Here is a 14,974-nt window from a genome sequence, read left to right as displayed (position 1 = left end):
CAGCACAATCCAAAGTCAAGTCATAGGTTTCGAGTCGCGAAATGGAAGCAGGCATGGATCGACAGTTACAGCATTAATGGGCTGTTTTACTAAACCCACGATCGCATCAGCCAGTGATGCAACACTGATAGAATGTCCGCCAAAGCGACGAGAAAAAGCATTTACTGGAACGAGTGAGGTTGTTACCAATCCTGGCAGCAAAACCTGTACTCGAATTCCATAAGTACTGACTTCCTCGGCTAAAGACTGAGAAAACCCCACCACCCCAAACTTAGACGCACAGTAGGCAGGAGCATAGGGCTGACCCCGCAGACCATGTATGCTGGTGGCAGAACTTATATTAATAATCTGCCCAGAGCCTTGAGAAATCATGGTTGGTAATACAGCTCGATTGCTTAAGAACACTCCTGTAAGATTAACGTTGAGGATTTCATTCCACTCATCCAAGGGAAGCACTGCTGAGGATGGCGGGATGATGCGCTCAGATCCAGATTTTTTGCCTAAACCAGCACTCGCTATTAATAGATCGATCCTTCCAAATTTCTCTAATGTCTTCTCTACCATGATCTGCATATCTGCCTCATGCGCTACATTTAAGGCTAATCCTTGGTGAGGGCGGTTAGATGGGAACTGATTGAGATAGTTAAGCGTTCGATCGATACCTTGATGATTTGTTCCAACCACCACAATCTGAAATTGCATATTCGCCAAAGCAATGCAGGTGGCTTGACCGATGCCACTACTCCCACCAGTTACAATGGCAACTTTTCCCCGAAACAAACCTTCACTGTTCATTAAGTCAAACCAAATTAAGTTTCAGAATTGAGAAGACTAATCTATAAAACCTTGCCAAACTTCGCAACCACCACGGGGATTGTCAACATAAACCCACTTATCATCTTCTCGAACGGCTACTCTTGGACCATATGCATTGGCAGTACCGACAAATAAGCCGTAAGGAGTAGGAACCAAATTACGAATCCCTACATTGTAAGGATTGTCAAACCCTTTCTTGTTGACGGGTAACCAGTTCTCTCCATCCCAACTACGCCATAACTCAAATCCAACGTTTTTCACTAGCTTTTCTACTCCAACTTGGGAAAGTAAACGACGACCTGGGTCTTGTAATTTATCAACAAATGTCCAGGGTAAAAACCCACTGGCATCATATGTCCCCACATATAGCCAACCATCGTAAACACCCATACGCCAGCAGTAGCCATTAAACAAGTTGCCAAAACCAGGCGAGAGCGCGCTCAAAGGCTTTTTTTCTCCATCAGGTGTTTTTCGAGCAGAACCAACGATCAAATCCCATTGACCGTCTGGGAAAATACGGATCAATTCTGCAGCTGCAGGTCCAATCTTATTGATTAGATCGTACCCACCGTTTTGAATGCCCGACCCAATATACAATGCACCTTTAAATGGTTGCAAACTCACAGCAATTTGGTTTAAAGAGCCACGATAGGCACCCTGTTCCATGACTTTCTCCCATTTATAAGGAGGATCGCCCGTACCATCTGTACGCCAAATCTGAAATCCTTGATTGTTAACTGTACCTGCATAGAGCCAATCTTCGAACGTACAGAGAGAAAATGTGCCTAAATTTTCTTCTTCACCAAAACCCGGCAGGCTAACTGGTTGCCATTTGCCTTTTGCAGGATCTCGACTTTCATAAATCACTGGAACGCCAGAAGTGTTCATTTTACCTCCCTTAGCCGCTGTGGGAGAAGTAAACAACCGATTTTTAAAGGGAATCAGAAGTCGAGTCGTAGTAATTGGCAAACCAACAATGCCGTATTCGGAAACAACTGTAAAATTTTCTCCGTCCAGCGATCGCATCACTAATGGACCAGGTCCCCGACCTGCCGACCATGTACCTACATAGAGGGCTGGCTCTGGATCGGACTCCCCCTGAAAAACAGCAATTGCCCGATATCCAATATCGCGAGACAGTTCGGTACCATCTGTACCCAAAACCATAGGAGAACGAAATACTTGTTGCCATTGCTGTTTTAGTGGGCAATAGCGCCATATTTGCGCTCGTCGATCCAGTTTGTAAAGTTCATCGACACTGTCTGGACAATCGACTGGCCAAATTTCTAAGTTACTCAACCCGCCTGTTAGCACTTGCGTAGTCAACTTAAGCATGCAGGAGTTTGAGCGGGTAGTACCCACATACAAGCGATCTTTAAACCAAATCATTGAATGAGCGTAGCTATTATGCCCGTCGCCAAAGCCATTCTCACAAATTTGACGAAAATTCCCAAAACCCAAGCCAGGACGTGGAGTTGGGTCGAAAGGCTGTTTGCGTTTTAGGTCAATGGACACAAGATTTAATGATTCTGAATATTTGTGGTTTTTCGCATCAAAGCTAGTTTCTAGAGCTATGGATATCTATCAAGAATTTCACCACTTGCTTCACAAGCATAATTCTGAGCCATTTACTAATGTGAATTTAGCGAATGTGAATCCAAGCCCATAGACCTTTAGGAGTTTCTAAGAGAGTTATCCAGAACAACAGATAAGTCGGGCAATCAATCACATTTCCCAAGGCAAGGAGATTTTAGGATGAGGATTTCACTGCTTTTGCTTATGTACCGCCTAGAGATAGCTCACCTCAATCTAGATATTAAAGCGTTTATTCTTTTTTGTGAAAGACTGATTTTTCTATATCAATCTTAACGGTTTGTTAAAAGTTTTAATATCTGTGATGCGATCGCCACCGATCCTAAAATGCTTACTAGATCGCCCTAACCTTGAGCAACCATAGAATCCATGGCGTATCGATCGTGAAATCTCGGCTTCACGCCCCAGATAGAACCTAAACTTGAGTATGCGTCATATATAATCTAGGGACTTGCCACGTACACTGGCTTGAGTCATGTTGTTAAGATCTGAGCAAATTTAATGAAGGTTACTTTAGAAAAACTCCCCGCCAGCCAAGTTGGTTTTGATATCGAAGTCGAGGGAGCCAAGTCGCAAGCGATCTACGATCGCATGGTAAAGAAACTCACGCAGACGATGCAGGTGCCAGGGTTTCGCAAAGGTAAAGCCCCTAAGCAGCTAATTTTGCGTCAAGTTGGTGTCCAACAGATCAATGCTAGTGTCTTGGAAGAACTGATAGAAGACACATTACAAAAAGCTTTAGCGGAGCAAAAAGATCTCAAAGCGATTGGGGGCTTTGAACTCGTTTCAGATATCGAAGAATTGATCAAGCAATTTGCACCCGGTCAAGACTTACAGTTTAAAGCTGCCATTGATGTCCAGCCAGAGGTCAAATTAAACAAATATCAAGGCTTTGAAGTTAAGGCAGAAAAAATTGAAGCCGATCTGACCCAAGTTGATAAAACACTGCATGACTATCAAGTTAGAAAGTCAACGCTCGTGCCTGTGGAAAATAGAGGCGCACAACTTGATGATGTTGCAACGATCGATCTCAAAGTCATTGACTTAGAAACGGGTGAAGAGATTGCAGATGCCAGTGAAGATGGTATTCAGGTCGATGTCAATGAAAACGATTACATTCCTGTCGTCGTGCAAAACCTGATCGGAGTAGCGCTTGACGCAACCATCGAAATTGAGTCAGTTTTTCCCGAAGATTACTACCCTGAAGAGTATGTAGGGAAAAAGATTAAATATGTAGTCACTCTCAAAGATTTAAAGGCAAGAGAACTGCCTGCATTAGATGATGAATTTGCCCAGTCCATCAGTGAAAAGGAAACGATCGCTGAGTTGCGCGAATTTTTAGAAAAGCGCATTCTCGATGAAGCCGAAGAAAAAACAAAGGCAAACAAGGAAAATGCAATTTTGCAAGCATTGGTGGCTGAACTTGAAGTGGACTTACCTGCGAGCTTGATCAAGCAAGAAGTTAATTTCTTGGTGCAGCAACAGGCAATGTATCTCCAAAGGCAGATCGATCCAAAGTTTGCCAAGCAATTGTTTACGCCTGAACTGGTGAAAGAAATGCGACGGATCAACGAACCCGAAGCGATCGTGCGCCTAAAACGTACTCTGGCTCTGGCTGAAGTCGCAAAACTAGAAAGCGTCACCGTTCCTGAAGATGCGATCGCCGCACGCGCAGAGGAAATCAAGCAATCGGTTCAAGACAACAATGTCGATCCTGTTAGACTAAGAGAAGTCGTAGAAGACGAACTGGTTACAGAAAAAGTTTTAGAGTGGTTGACTGAAAAAGCCACAATTGAACTTGTGCCAGAAGGTTCTCTCAAACCTGAAGTAGAGCCAAGTTCAGATGTCGAAGCCAACCTCGAAGCAGGTTCAGAGGCAACTAGCAGCAATGCCATAATCGATGTGGCTTCTGAAACCGTAGCTCCCGAGAGTGAAACGACTGAGAGCGTTGAACCTGTACCTACACCAAGTATCACTAAAGGGAAAGGCAAGGCTAAGGCAGACAAGCAAGCCGCAAAAAATGCTACAAATGAGTAAGGTTAGATTGTAAATCACACCAAGATTCGGACTCGGTTGAATGGCTTGATTTAAGTTTAGATATTTTGAGTCATAATAACTCCAAAACTGCTACGCCAAAATCAAGCCCAAACACAACACTCAAAGGTTAAAACTCAGCTTTTTTGCATAGATAGCGTGAAATTATGTTCCAATCCCAATACATAGCTCCACATTTAGTCTCACAAATGAATCCGTCGCAACTGACTAACGCGATCGGTTCAATAAACTCCCATGGTTCGCTTGCCAGTTTGACCACCAATGAAGTCGTTCCTATGGTGATAGAACAATCAGGCAGAGGCGAAAGAGCTTTTGACATTTTTTCACGTCTACTACGAGAGCGTATTGTTTTTCTTGGTAGCCAAGTGGATGACTCCGTTGCCAATGTGATCATGTCACAGCTATTGTTTTTAGAAGCCGAAGATGCCGAGCGTGATATTTACCTCTATATCAACTCCCCTGGCGGATCGGTAACAGCAGGGATGGCAATCTATGACACCATCAAGCATGTGAGACCAGATGTCAGTACGATCTGTATGGGTATTGCTGCTAGTATGGGGGCATTTTTATTATCTGCTGGTACAAAGGGCAAGCGCATGTCTCTACCCAATGCTCGAATCATGATCCACCAGCCCTTAGGTGGAGCGAGAGGACAAGCCGTGGACATTGAGATTCAAGCTAAAGAAATTCTGTACCACAAACGCACGCTTAATGCCCTGATGGCAGAACATACAGGTCAGCCCTTAGAGCGGATTGAGCAAGATACAGAGCGAGATTTCTTTATGTCTCCCCTAGAAGCACAACAGTATGGTCTAATAGACCAAGTTTTAAGTAAGCCGACCGTGCCCCAACCAGCCCTATCCCTAGCATAGCCATAGTGAGATAGCTATTATGCCCAGTAAATATGACTCCCATCTCAAATGTTCGTTCTGTGGTAAATCACAGGAGCAGGTACGCAAGCTCATTGCAGGACCTGGTGTGTATATCTGTGATGAGTGTGTAGACCTCTGTAATGAGATTTTGGATGAGGAGCTATTTAATGGCACCTCGCCCCAAGCCCCGCCACGCAGCAAAGAATCACCCGCTGAAAAACGTAAACCCAAGCCCCTCAATCTCAGTCAAATTCCTAAGCCCCGTGACATCAAACGCTACTTAGATGAGAATGTCATTGGTCAAGATGAAGCCAAAAAGGTTTTATCGGTGGCAGTCTATAACCACTATAAGCGTCTCAGCTTTTTACAATCTTCAGGTAAGCCTAATAATGAAGATGGTGTTGAACTGCAAAAGTCGAATATTTTATTGATCGGGCCAACTGGATGTGGAAAAACGCTGCTTGCCCAGACCCTAGCTGAGATGCTAGATGTTCCCTTTGCGGTCGCTGATGCCACCACACTCACGGAAGCTGGTTATGTCGGCGAAGATGTCGAGAATATTCTTTTACGCTTGCTGCAAGTAGCAGACTTGGATGTAGAGGAAGCACAACGGGGCATTATCTACATTGACGAAATCGACAAGATTGCGCGAAAAAGTGAAAACACCTCCATAACCCGCGATGTTTCGGGTGAGGGCGTACAACAAGCCTTGCTCAAAATGTTAGAAGGTACGATCGCCAATGTGCCACCGCAGGGAGGGCGCAAGCATCCCTATCAAGATTGCATTCAAATTGACACCAAAAACATTCTGTTTATCTGTGGTGGGGCTTTTGTTGGTCTAGACAAAGCTGTAGAACAACGCATTGGCAAGAAGTCGATGGGCTTCATTCAGCAAGGAGAAACCCTGCCTAAGGAAAAGCGCACGGCAGATATTCTCAAACACGTCCAGCCCGAAGATATTGTCAGGTTTGGCATGATTCCAGAATTTATCGGCCGCATTCCTGTAACCGCTGTCGTCGATCCCCTAGATGAAGGTGCGTTAACGTCCATTCTTACAGAACCTCGTAGTGCGCTTGTCAAGCAATATCAAAAATTGCTCCGCATGGATAACGTCCAGCTAGAGTTTCATGCCGATGCGATCGTCGCGATCGCAAAGGAAGCCTATCGACGCAAAACAGGAGCCAGAGCTTTGAGAGGCATCGTCGAGCAGTTAATGCTAGACGTCATGTATGAGGTGCCCTCTCGTAAAGATGTCAGCCGCTGTGTGATTACCCGCGAAATGGTCGAAAAGCTCTCTACGGCTGAGATTATTCCCCACCCCTCGGTGTTACCAAAACCAGAGTCTGCCTAAGTTCGGCGAATAAGGGCTATTGATGCATCAGGAGTTGCTATCTCATGACATCGCGATCGATGTCACAATGGGATCAGCCACTTCCAGCTTGTTTCTATGCCTCCTCATTACCCGCCCGTCATGTTGGTTGACGGCTACAACGTCATCGGGGTTTGGCAACGACTACAAGCTATGCGCGATGCTGTAGGCTTTGAGTCAGCCCGCTCTGAACTGATCGAAACCATGATTAACTTTAGTGCTTATCATGGTTACAAAACCACGGTGGTATTTGATGCCTATAACCTTGACACAGCGGGCAAAACAGAGAAACTGACAAAACATCTAAAGCTTCACTATACCGAGCATAAACAGACTGCCGATACCTATATCGAGAAAGCCTGCGGGCAGTTTTATCGCGATCCGATGCGCCACCTCAAACGCATCATTGTGGTGACCTCAGATCGCGCCCAACAATTGACTGCGATCGGCTTTGGTGCTGAGTGGATGTCTGCGCTAGCTTTGCAGCAAGAAGTAGAAATTACCTTCAAATCAGTGAAGCATCGCCAGAAAGCCCAAGCCCAAGATACGAAAAAGCTACTAGGAAATCGGATCGATCTCGAGACAAAAGAACGTTTGGCAAAGTTGCGTGAAAGCTTAGATTGAAACTGCTAGTCTTTCCAAAGCGCAATTCCACCTAACAAGCCCAGCTTATTCGACACAATTTTGACATTCTCAGGTAGCTGGATCGTAATTTTTTTGGCATTACCGCCACCAATATAGAGATAGTCATAGTTGAACAGGTGGTAGAGAGAAGCGATCGCTTTGACTAATCGACGATTCCAAGTTTTTTCACCGACTTTATCTAGGGCTGCCTGCCCCAGTCGTTGTTCGTAGGTATCGCTACCGCGAAATGGATGCTGTCCCATTTCTAAATTGGGTAATAACTTACCGTCCACAAAGATTGACGAACCAAAGCCCGTTCCCAAGGTCACAACGAGTTCTACCCCTTTGCCCGCGATCGCACCTAAACCCTGAACGTCGGCATCATTGGCAATGCGCACGGGTTTACTCAGCTTTTCGGTTAGAACCGTTTTTAAGTCAAAATTGTCCCAGTCTGGATCGAGATTGATTGCGCCCTTCGTCACACCCCCATGCACGACACCAGGGAAGCCTACGGACACGCGATCGAATTCGCCTTGCATTGCAGCTAGCTGAACAACTACGTCAATCACTGCGTCAGGTTTGGCAGGTTTAGGGGTTTCTAGTCGCACCCGACTGGTTTTAGGCACGCCATTTGCATCCAAGACGATCGCTTTGATACCACTGCCACCCACATCAACTGCTAGGGTTAATTTCTGTTCGAGACTCAGCATTGTTTCAATTATGGTCACTTATGCGCATGATGTATTTTGGCAGTCTACAGGCGTTAATTCACAATTGATTTGAGAATCTGGCAGTTTCCAAAATTTTCACTCCTCCGTTGAAGCCAACCATTGACACTACAAGAACATCTCAAATGATTTAGGATAGCGATAGTAGGTCGAATTGGTCGCATTTCTTGTTTACCCTATGCAAAGTTGACTATGACGATAGAGCGATCGCTGCGTGCCCCTGCCGAAATTCTTAACATCGCCAGTACAGTACTCAAGCAAAAAGGCTATACACCTCTCAAGCTAGCAGAGGAAATGGGACTCTCGGCAGAATTGGTAGAAAAGTTTTTTCGTGGCGAATCCGTCGATTCGCATACTTTTTTAAGTGTATGTCAGAGATTGGGGGTCAATTTGAGATCGCCCAATCATGCTCCCCAACCATCCCCATCGGTAAGTCCTTCAGCAAATCTTCAAAGCGATCCTCAAAGCGTTCCAACGCTCAACTCCGAGCAGATTGTTCAAGAGGTACGACAAAGCATCCGCGAATCGATTCAAAGGCAATGCGATCGCTTACGCGTACTTGGAATGGCTGAACCACTGAAACTTCGGGATATTTACACAGCTCCCAAATTCTTTGCCCAGATCCCCAGTCAAAGACGACTGAGTATCGATGAACTGCTTAAGGATGAAAGTTCTAGCAGTTTTGAGAGTTGGCGACGGCAAGTTCCCACAACTCCCGCCTTAGAAATCGCTCAAAAACATCATAAACTCACAATCTTAGGCAGATTAGGCGCAGGCAAAACCATCTTACTCAAATATTTGGCGTTGGCTTGCATTGCTGGAGATTTTTGCCCCGATCGCGTGCCAGTTTTTCTATCACTTCGAGAATTTGCCCGAGAATTTGCAAATTTAGACTTTACGGGAGCGCCAATCAGCCTAGCTCAGTATATTGCCCAACAATTGGCTAACTATGGCGTAGAAAATAACCAATCAAGCGAACATTTGCTGCGCCATGGCAAATTATTGCTGCTGTGTGACGAATTAGACGATGTCAGCAATCTCGCGAGACGCAGTGTCATAGGGAAAATTAGTCAACTTGCCGATCGCTTTCCTCAACATCAGTGGGCGATCGCCTCTCGCAGTTCTAATCACACCCATCTGCTCGAACAATTTACTACTTTTGAACTAGCCGACTTTGACGTTTTGCAAGTTTACAGATTTGCAACGAAATGGTTTCAAGTAAATGGCGATCGAAACCCTAGCACAAGTACGAATCGAAAAAAACAAACCTCAAATGAATTCGACCAACTTATGCAATTTATCGATCAAAAACCGCTCCTTAAAGAGCTCGCGAGTAGCCCTCTTGTACTTTCCCAAATCTGTTTAGCGTTTCAGCAATCGAGGCAATTGAATGAATTTGGTTTCTACCGTGAAGTTTTAGATCTTTTGCTGCAAGATTGGCAAGCGACCAAAATCGATATTCCCGATGGCGCTCCCCAGACAAGCGAGAAAAAGGCACTGCTAGGACATTTAGCGATCGCGGCGCTTGACCGCCATGGATATTTTTGGGATCGCGCCCAGTTAGAACAAGAAATTCAAACCTTTAAGATCAGAGTCAATCTAAATCAGGCGATCGATAGCAGTGATTGGCTAGAAATCTTCAAAATACAGCATGGGTTAATTGTAGAACCAGCAAAGGACATCTTCTCTTTTTCCGATCGGGCTTTACAAGCCTCGCTTGTCGCCCACAAAATAGCCACTAGTAAGAATCCTGCTGCACTCAAATATTTGTGGCGGCACTTGGGCGATCGCCGTTGGCATGATGCGATCGCGATCGTAGTCAGTATGGCTATAGCACCAGAAGAACTGATCCGAGCAATTCAAAACTATGCCGAATCCATGGTTGCCAACGAGCCCAAAATTCAGCAATTTTTGGCTTGGGTAAGCCAACAAGTGCTTTATCTCAAGTCGCCCTTTAAACTAGTCGCCGTCAAAGCCTTTTATCTCGATCTCGATCTAGAGAAAACCCGCACGCTCGATCGCGCCCGCGCCCTTGATATTGCCCATTCCCGTTCTTTAGAACGCGCACAGATGCGAGCAATGCATAGGGAGGGTGAAATGCATACAGACACTGGCATAGATGTCGATCAAGCAATTACCCTTGCCCTAAACCTCGATCTTGCGCTTTATTTTGTCAGTTACCCGATTTTGCAACTTGCTTCGGCTCTAGATCCGCAACTTGGTAAAGCTCTGGCTAAACTGAGGCAAAAACTTCCAGATCTGGGGCGCGATCGCGAAAAATTTGCTCAATGGTGGCAAGCAAGAGGCTTAGAGTGGTCAAAACAGTTACGGGAAGTGATCATTCAGCATCGTAAAGGCATACAAGACTGGGAATTTAGCGAGTCACAGCTCGCTCTTCTGCGACAGTACCATGATGCCAATAAACTTTTGGCTGATTGTCTCAATGCTTGTCCCTACATAGATCCGACTATACGAGAAAATATTGAATCTTCCTTATTTGCATCTCGATTACCCCACGATGACGACCAAACCATTTTGCAAGGTTAGGAATGCATCGAAATCGATCCCCAAGCCTTAGCGTTTGGATCCTGTCAGTCCGAGAAGAGTCTAGGATATATACTTAGTATGTTTTTGTTCTCCAGTACTGGTTTCTGAATCTAGGCTAAGCAGTTATTTTCCGTGATGAAATATTGGTATGAAACGCATGCTGTAGCACAGCGCATCTTGCTGGAGTTATGGCGGCGCAAGCGCAGTCTAGTATTCTGGGTAGTCTTTCCCATTTCAATTTTGGTAATTAATGGGCTGATTTTGGCAGAACGCGGAAAGTTTCCGATCGCGCAAGGCATAGAGCAGGCAGCACCGCCCACCCTGATGGGATCGGCGCTTTTCTTTAGCTGCTTGGGGGGCGCTGTGGCAACCGTGGTCTCGGAGCGCGAACAACGCACGCTCAAACGCTTATTTTTATCGCCTTTAAGCGGGATTTCTTATTTTCTCGGAATTTTTGTCGCCCATGGGGCGATCGCCCTAGGACAGGTCTTGTTGGTTTTTACGATCGTCGTTTCTCAAGGTTCGTGGATCAAAGGCTCGATCCTATTGGCAGGGAGCATTATTTTATTGGGGATTTTAGCCTATGTCGGATTGGGCTTTTTGCTAGGAACGCAATTTGCGCGGCGCACCGAAGATGTCAATTCCCTCGTCGCAGCCTTTGGCGTCCCCCTGTTGATTTTAGGTGGATCGTTTTTTCCTGTATCTGTTTTCCCCCCCGTGTTGCTGAGCTTAGCCGAATTTAATCCGATCTATCACATGAATGAAGCCTTATATGGGGTCGTCGTCAATGGCGATGGGTTAGAAGCGATCGCCAACCATTATGCCTTTTTGAGCGTCTTTGCCGTGGCAATGGTGATTTTGGGATGGTTATCTTATCAACGTATGCTCATAGGCGAAAGGAGACTATAAAGCCTGTGCTACAAGTTGACAAACTGAGTAAGTCCTATGGCAAGAAACGGGTTCTGCAAGACCTCAGCTTCCATCTCAAACGCGGTGAAGTTTATGGTTTGCTAGGGCCCAATGGCGCAGGCAAAACCACGACGATCAATATTTTGTGCGGGCTGCTAAGCGCGGACAGTGGCACTGTTCAGTTGGATAATCGCCCCGTTTCACTGGCTACTCGCGCCGAGATTGGCGTAGCGCCCCAAGAAAATTTATTTTATGGTAGCCTCACCTGTGAGGAAAATCTCTGCTTTTTTGCTCAGATTTACGGACTCAGAGGCAATAAATGTAAGCAAAGCATCCAAACCTGCTTAAAGTCAGTGGGACTGTTAGATCGAGCTAGCAGTCTGGCTGAAAACCTCAGCGGTGGAATGCAACGACGATTGAGCGTTGCGATCGCCCTAGTGCATCAACCCAAGTTGGTGGTGCTAGATGAGCCCACTACGGGTCTCGATATTGAAACCCGCTATGAAGTTTGGGATCTGATTCGCAACCTCAGCCAGCAGGAGATTACGGTGCTGCTCACGACCCATATGCTGGACGAGGCAGAACGCCTCTGTCAACGTATTGGCATTATCAAACAGGGGAAACTCTTGGCTGAGGGCAGCATGGAATCACTGCGCCAGTGGGTTCCAGCCAAGGAAGTGGTCACGATCTGTACGCCAGTTGAAGACCTCGCGATCGCAAGGGGCAAAGAACTCGGATTTCCTCACCGTCGCTACGGTCGAGACCTTGCCTTTTGGATGCCCAAGACCGTGGAACTCAAGGAGATTATCAACTGCTTTGATGGCATCCCTCTTGATTCGATCGTGCGACAGCCCGTCAGTCTAGAACATATCTATGTCGAAGTCACCCAAAGCATGGGTGAGAAAAGCATGGATGGGAAAGAAATTTTCAACAAACAAAATTCCTAAGTCCCGATCTCTCCCATCCCTCTGTGCCAACCCTTAACCTTGCCAATGCAATTCTAGTGAAAGATTAGCTATTACCTTTATCCGTGCCATTTTCAGAACTGGGTGGGGCTGACTGAGCGTCGATCGATGGCTGCGTGTTTGACACGCCATCTTCTATAACTTCTAAAAGATCTGGACGACGAGTGCTCGTAATTTCTGGGTTTGTAGGTGCTTGCGGCGCAGGGGGTAACTGCTTGATGCGATTTGCCTCCTCAGCAGTTGGTGCATTCCGACGAGGCGATCGCTTAGGTTTGCTAAACGATTTCCAACCTGCTTTGAACCCCGCAAACGCACTTTTCGTTGCCACAGTCACATTGACAGCACCCTTTTTCACACCTTTAATGCTGTCATTCACCTGTTTTACTGCTTCACCAGCACTTTTTGCCCCTTGGTTGAGTTCGTCACTGAGTTCGCTGATTTCTAAACCAGTCAAGCGAATGGCTTCGAGGGTGGGTGGTAGCTCCCGTGAAAGCGTCTCTGCTAACCTTGCCACACTCCGTCCTGCCCTTGCCAGTTCCTGAAATGCAGGGATCGCTGTCAAAAGTAGTGCTGTGAGGCAAACTGCCACCAGCAAAAATGATAATGCTAACCAGAATATTGGCTCTGCCATAGGGGTTGGGATCAATGGTCAGTGAAAAAATATCTAATCTTCATCTTCCTGTGTCGCATTTCTCAAATTGGGCTGAGCAGGGCTGACGGAATAATCAAGTTCTTGGCGCAGTTTGGTACTGGCTTCTTGCCCTACAGCGATCGCTTCTTGCAAGCGTTGCATGGCATCGTCAATCGTGCGTTGTGCGGTTTCCGTAAACCGATCTGCTTGGTACTGTACATTAGAACCAATTTCTTCGGCAATCTTGGGTAGATCGTCTGCCGATTTGCGGAGGAGTTGCCGCGTTTCTTTGCCCGAACGCGGAGCAAACAATAATCCCACGGCTGCCCCAATGGTGCCACCAATCAACAAACCACCTAAAAATTTACCTGCGCCGTTTGCCATATTGTTCATTCCTTCTTGATATGCGGGATTTTCGAGGTCGGCTCCACAATCCCTTTACCGTTGCTTGGAAACGACTAAAAGCAAACAAAACCATCTCTACTTTCTGTAGCTGCGCCACGAGAGCTTGATATTTTTGCTTAGCTGTCGTAGCCCCTTTTTGACCAGTCATAATTGCAGGAGGTGATACAGACAAACCTTTGTGACAAGAAGCTTCCCAGCCATCTACTTTTCTTACCGTGGCAATAAAAGCAGATCGCAGTAACCAAATTTGTCGTGTTGCCCAAAGCAATCCCGCACTTAATAATAAATTTATCGTAATAACAATCCAGATCATAACTTTTGTAAATATTTACTTAACCGAATCGCTACAAAACGATAGTCAAATGACAGATAAAATCAGGAAAAAACCTGAATCCTTGATTTGGAACCCCAAATCTGCTTAAACGTCCGACAATATAGTTAGGTTATATTGACACATAGTTGAGATGCAAACTAGAAAATTGTCTGATAGTTCAGTAGCCCTTTTACATCCATTTCCCCATCTCATTATCCATGCTGTAGATGGGCAACAGATGATCCCTTTAACCAATGTTGATTTTTGGACAATTGGCAGGGATTATAACAACTCGATTGTGTTAACTGATAAATGGGTATCTCGCAATCATGCGACTTTACAGATTGTTGGTTCATCTAAAAATAGTGAGGCGATCGATCCTTTAGTCAGAGGCGATCTGAGAAACCGCAACTCCCATCACGATCAAGGCAGCTTTTATTTAGTCGATTTGGGTAGCCAGAATGGTTCGTTTGTAAGAGGCCAGAGAGTGACGCTACCGATCTTGCTAAAAAATGGCGATCGCCTGATGATTGGCAAGACAGAAATGGACTTTTATTCACCCCATAAGCGCGAGCATCATCGTGCCGTTCCAGATAATTTGCGGCTGTTTTATCAACCTACTGCACCTGTGACTAGCTCTGGTTTAACCCCCTCAGAAAGTAGGGTTTTCTGGCAGGTCGTACAGGGTTTTACCAACAAAGAAATTGGCAAACGGTTGCAGATTAGCCCTCGCACTGTGCAGACCCATTTGAGTAGCATTATGACGAAATTAAATCTAGAAAATCGCTCTCAAATTGTCAGATTTGCCTATGAAAATAACCGCATTCCTCCCAATACTCCCAGCGTCTAAAGTAGCGCTCGAAGCGTAGCTGTCTGGTTGGGCAAAATGCCTAACCTGTAGGATTTTTTGTGCTTTCATCGCGATCGCTAGATTTTTAGAATTCATCCCAACCTGTGCAGATATCACCACAGATAAATTCAGCGCGATCGCATCAAATTCCAAATGATTTGTCACCATTTTTTGCGATCGCCAATTACCTGTAGGGGTTTTGCATTTGCGTCACTATTTCTAAACTCATCCCCAAAACCTTAATCTGCAAATGCAAAACCCTCTGTCTATCACAAATTGTTTCTGCGTTGTGGAGTT

The 14,974-nt window shown here is 45.7% G+C and carries 14 protein-coding genes; 8 read left to right on the top strand and 6 right to left on the bottom strand.

What is annotated here, in order from left to right; genetic code table 11:
• Nucleotides 1-15 precede the first annotated feature (15 nt).
• Both ACP2WE_RS01325 and ACP2WE_RS01320 read right to left on the bottom strand, forming a co-directional pair.
• The gene (locus ACP2WE_RS01325) at nucleotides 16-795 is read right to left on the bottom strand and encodes an SDR family oxidoreductase (RefSeq protein ID WP_425213799.1); all 780 of its coding nucleotides are present in this window, start codon (nucleotides 793-795) and stop codon (nucleotides 16-18) included.
• A 36-nt stretch (nucleotides 796-831) separates the two neighbouring features.
• Entirely contained in the window at nucleotides 832-2,331 is a 1,500-nt protein-coding gene (locus ACP2WE_RS01320) for a hypothetical protein (protein WP_425213798.1), read from the bottom strand.
• 579 nt (nucleotides 2,332-2,910) lie between these two features.
• Between ACP2WE_RS01320 and tig the strand changes: the two genes are divergently transcribed.
• From tig to ACP2WE_RS01300, 4 genes are all read left to right on the top strand, one after another.
• Entirely contained in the window at nucleotides 2,911-4,446 is a 1,536-nt protein-coding gene (gene tig / locus ACP2WE_RS01315) for a trigger factor (protein WP_425213797.1), read from the top strand.
• A 206-nt stretch (nucleotides 4,447-4,652) separates the two neighbouring features.
• A complete protein-coding gene (gene clpP / locus ACP2WE_RS01310; RefSeq protein WP_425213796.1) occupies nucleotides 4,653-5,336 on the top strand; it encodes an ATP-dependent Clp endopeptidase proteolytic subunit ClpP in 684 nt (227 codons plus the stop codon).
• Between the two features lie 19 nt (nucleotides 5,337-5,355).
• On the top strand, nucleotides 5,356-6,687 hold the full coding sequence (gene clpX, locus ACP2WE_RS01305; protein ID WP_425213795.1) for an ATP-dependent protease ATP-binding subunit ClpX: 1,332 nt from the start codon (nucleotides 5,356-5,358) through the stop codon (nucleotides 6,685-6,687).
• A gap of 96 nt (nucleotides 6,688-6,783) precedes the next feature.
• A complete protein-coding gene (locus tag ACP2WE_RS01300; protein WP_425213794.1) occupies nucleotides 6,784-7,329 on the top strand; it encodes an NYN domain-containing protein in 546 nt (181 codons plus the stop codon).
• Nucleotides 7,330-7,334: 5 nt separating this feature from the next.
• On the opposite strand, the gene ACP2WE_RS01295 is transcribed toward ACP2WE_RS01300, so the two are convergent.
• Entirely contained in the window at nucleotides 7,335-8,039 is a 705-nt protein-coding gene (locus tag ACP2WE_RS01295; RefSeq protein WP_425213793.1) for an ROK family protein, read from the bottom strand.
• Nucleotides 8,040-8,249: 210 nt separating this feature from the next.
• On the opposite strand from ACP2WE_RS01295, the gene ACP2WE_RS01290 reads away from it, so the two are divergent.
• The 3 genes from ACP2WE_RS01290 (at nucleotide 8,250) to ACP2WE_RS01280 (ending at nucleotide 12,460) form a co-directional block, all read left to right on the top strand.
• Nucleotides 8,250-10,604, top strand: a complete 2,355-nt coding sequence (locus ACP2WE_RS01290) for an NACHT domain-containing protein (RefSeq protein ID WP_425213891.1) — start codon at nucleotides 8,250-8,252, stop codon at nucleotides 10,602-10,604.
• 135 nt (nucleotides 10,605-10,739) lie between these two features.
• Nucleotides 10,740-11,513 (top strand): ABC transporter permease, encoded by a 774-nt coding sequence (locus ACP2WE_RS01285; RefSeq protein ID WP_425213792.1) that lies wholly within the window; start codon nucleotides 10,740-10,742, stop codon nucleotides 11,511-11,513.
• 5 nt (nucleotides 11,514-11,518) lie between these two features.
• The gene (locus ACP2WE_RS01280) at nucleotides 11,519-12,460 is read left to right on the top strand and encodes an ABC transporter ATP-binding protein (RefSeq protein ID WP_425213791.1); all 942 of its coding nucleotides are present in this window, start codon (nucleotides 11,519-11,521) and stop codon (nucleotides 12,458-12,460) included.
• Nucleotides 12,461-12,524: 64 nt separating this feature from the next.
• On the opposite strand, the gene ACP2WE_RS01275 is transcribed toward ACP2WE_RS01280, so the two are convergent.
• Genes ACP2WE_RS01275 through ACP2WE_RS01265 form a run of 3 tightly spaced genes read right to left on the bottom strand, consistent with a single transcriptional unit; the run spans nucleotide 12,525 to nucleotide 13,827 of the window.
• Nucleotides 12,525-13,109, bottom strand: a complete 585-nt coding sequence (locus tag ACP2WE_RS01275) for a DUF948 domain-containing protein (RefSeq protein WP_425213790.1) — start codon at nucleotides 13,107-13,109, stop codon at nucleotides 12,525-12,527.
• A gap of 33 nt (nucleotides 13,110-13,142) precedes the next feature.
• Nucleotides 13,143-13,493 (bottom strand): YtxH domain-containing protein, encoded by a 351-nt coding sequence (locus ACP2WE_RS01270; protein ID WP_425213789.1) that lies wholly within the window; start codon nucleotides 13,491-13,493, stop codon nucleotides 13,143-13,145.
• On the bottom strand, nucleotides 13,474-13,827 hold the full coding sequence (locus ACP2WE_RS01265) for a hypothetical protein (protein WP_425213788.1): 354 nt from the start codon (nucleotides 13,825-13,827) through the stop codon (nucleotides 13,474-13,476). The genes ACP2WE_RS01270 and ACP2WE_RS01265 overlap by 20 nt, the downstream gene beginning before the upstream one ends.
• 151 nt (nucleotides 13,828-13,978) lie before the next feature.
• On the opposite strand from ACP2WE_RS01265, the gene ACP2WE_RS01260 reads away from it, so the two are divergent.
• Nucleotides 13,979-14,677, top strand: a complete 699-nt coding sequence (locus ACP2WE_RS01260) for an FHA domain-containing protein (protein WP_425213787.1) — start codon at nucleotides 13,979-13,981, stop codon at nucleotides 14,675-14,677.
• Nucleotides 14,678-14,974 lie beyond the last annotated feature (297 nt).

Origin of the sequence: Tumidithrix helvetica PCC 7403, assembly GCF_965232925.1 — a bacterium.
Taxonomy (GTDB): Bacteria; Cyanobacteriota; Cyanobacteriia; order Pseudanabaenales; family Pseudanabaenaceae; genus Tumidithrix; species Tumidithrix helvetica.
This window is presented reverse-complemented; position numbering and strand designations above follow the sequence as displayed.

Excerpts from the sequence above, each read along its gene's own strand:
- ACP2WE_RS01325 (WP_425213799.1), bottom strand. The coding sequence starts at position 795 with ATGAACAGTGAAGGTTTGTTTCGGGGAAAAGTTGCCATTGTAACTGGT.
- tig (WP_425213797.1), top strand. The coding sequence starts at position 2,911 with ATGAAGGTTACTTTAGAAAAACTCCCCGCCAGCCAAGTTGGTTTTGAT.
- clpP (WP_425213796.1), top strand. The coding sequence starts at position 4,653 with ATGAATCCGTCGCAACTGACTAACGCGATCGGTTCAATAAACTCCCAT.
- clpX (WP_425213795.1), top strand. The coding sequence starts at position 5,356 with ATGCCCAGTAAATATGACTCCCATCTCAAATGTTCGTTCTGTGGTAAA.
- ACP2WE_RS01300 (WP_425213794.1), top strand. The coding sequence starts at position 6,784 with ATGCCTCCTCATTACCCGCCCGTCATGTTGGTTGACGGCTACAACGTC.
- ACP2WE_RS01295 (WP_425213793.1), bottom strand. The coding sequence starts at position 8,039 with ATGCTGAGTCTCGAACAGAAATTAACCCTAGCAGTTGATGTGGGTGGC.
- ACP2WE_RS01290 (WP_425213891.1), top strand. The coding sequence starts at position 8,250 with ATGACGATAGAGCGATCGCTGCGTGCCCCTGCCGAAATTCTTAACATC.
- ACP2WE_RS01285 (WP_425213792.1), top strand. The coding sequence starts at position 10,740 with ATGAAATATTGGTATGAAACGCATGCTGTAGCACAGCGCATCTTGCTG.
- ACP2WE_RS01275 (WP_425213790.1), bottom strand. The coding sequence starts at position 13,109 with ATGGCAGAGCCAATATTCTGGTTAGCATTATCATTTTTGCTGGTGGCA.
- ACP2WE_RS01270 (WP_425213789.1), bottom strand. The coding sequence starts at position 13,493 with ATGGCAAACGGCGCAGGTAAATTTTTAGGTGGTTTGTTGATTGGTGGC.
- ACP2WE_RS01265 (WP_425213788.1), bottom strand. The coding sequence starts at position 13,827 with ATGATCTGGATTGTTATTACGATAAATTTATTATTAAGTGCGGGATTG.
- ACP2WE_RS01260 (WP_425213787.1), top strand. The coding sequence starts at position 13,979 with ATGCAAACTAGAAAATTGTCTGATAGTTCAGTAGCCCTTTTACATCCA.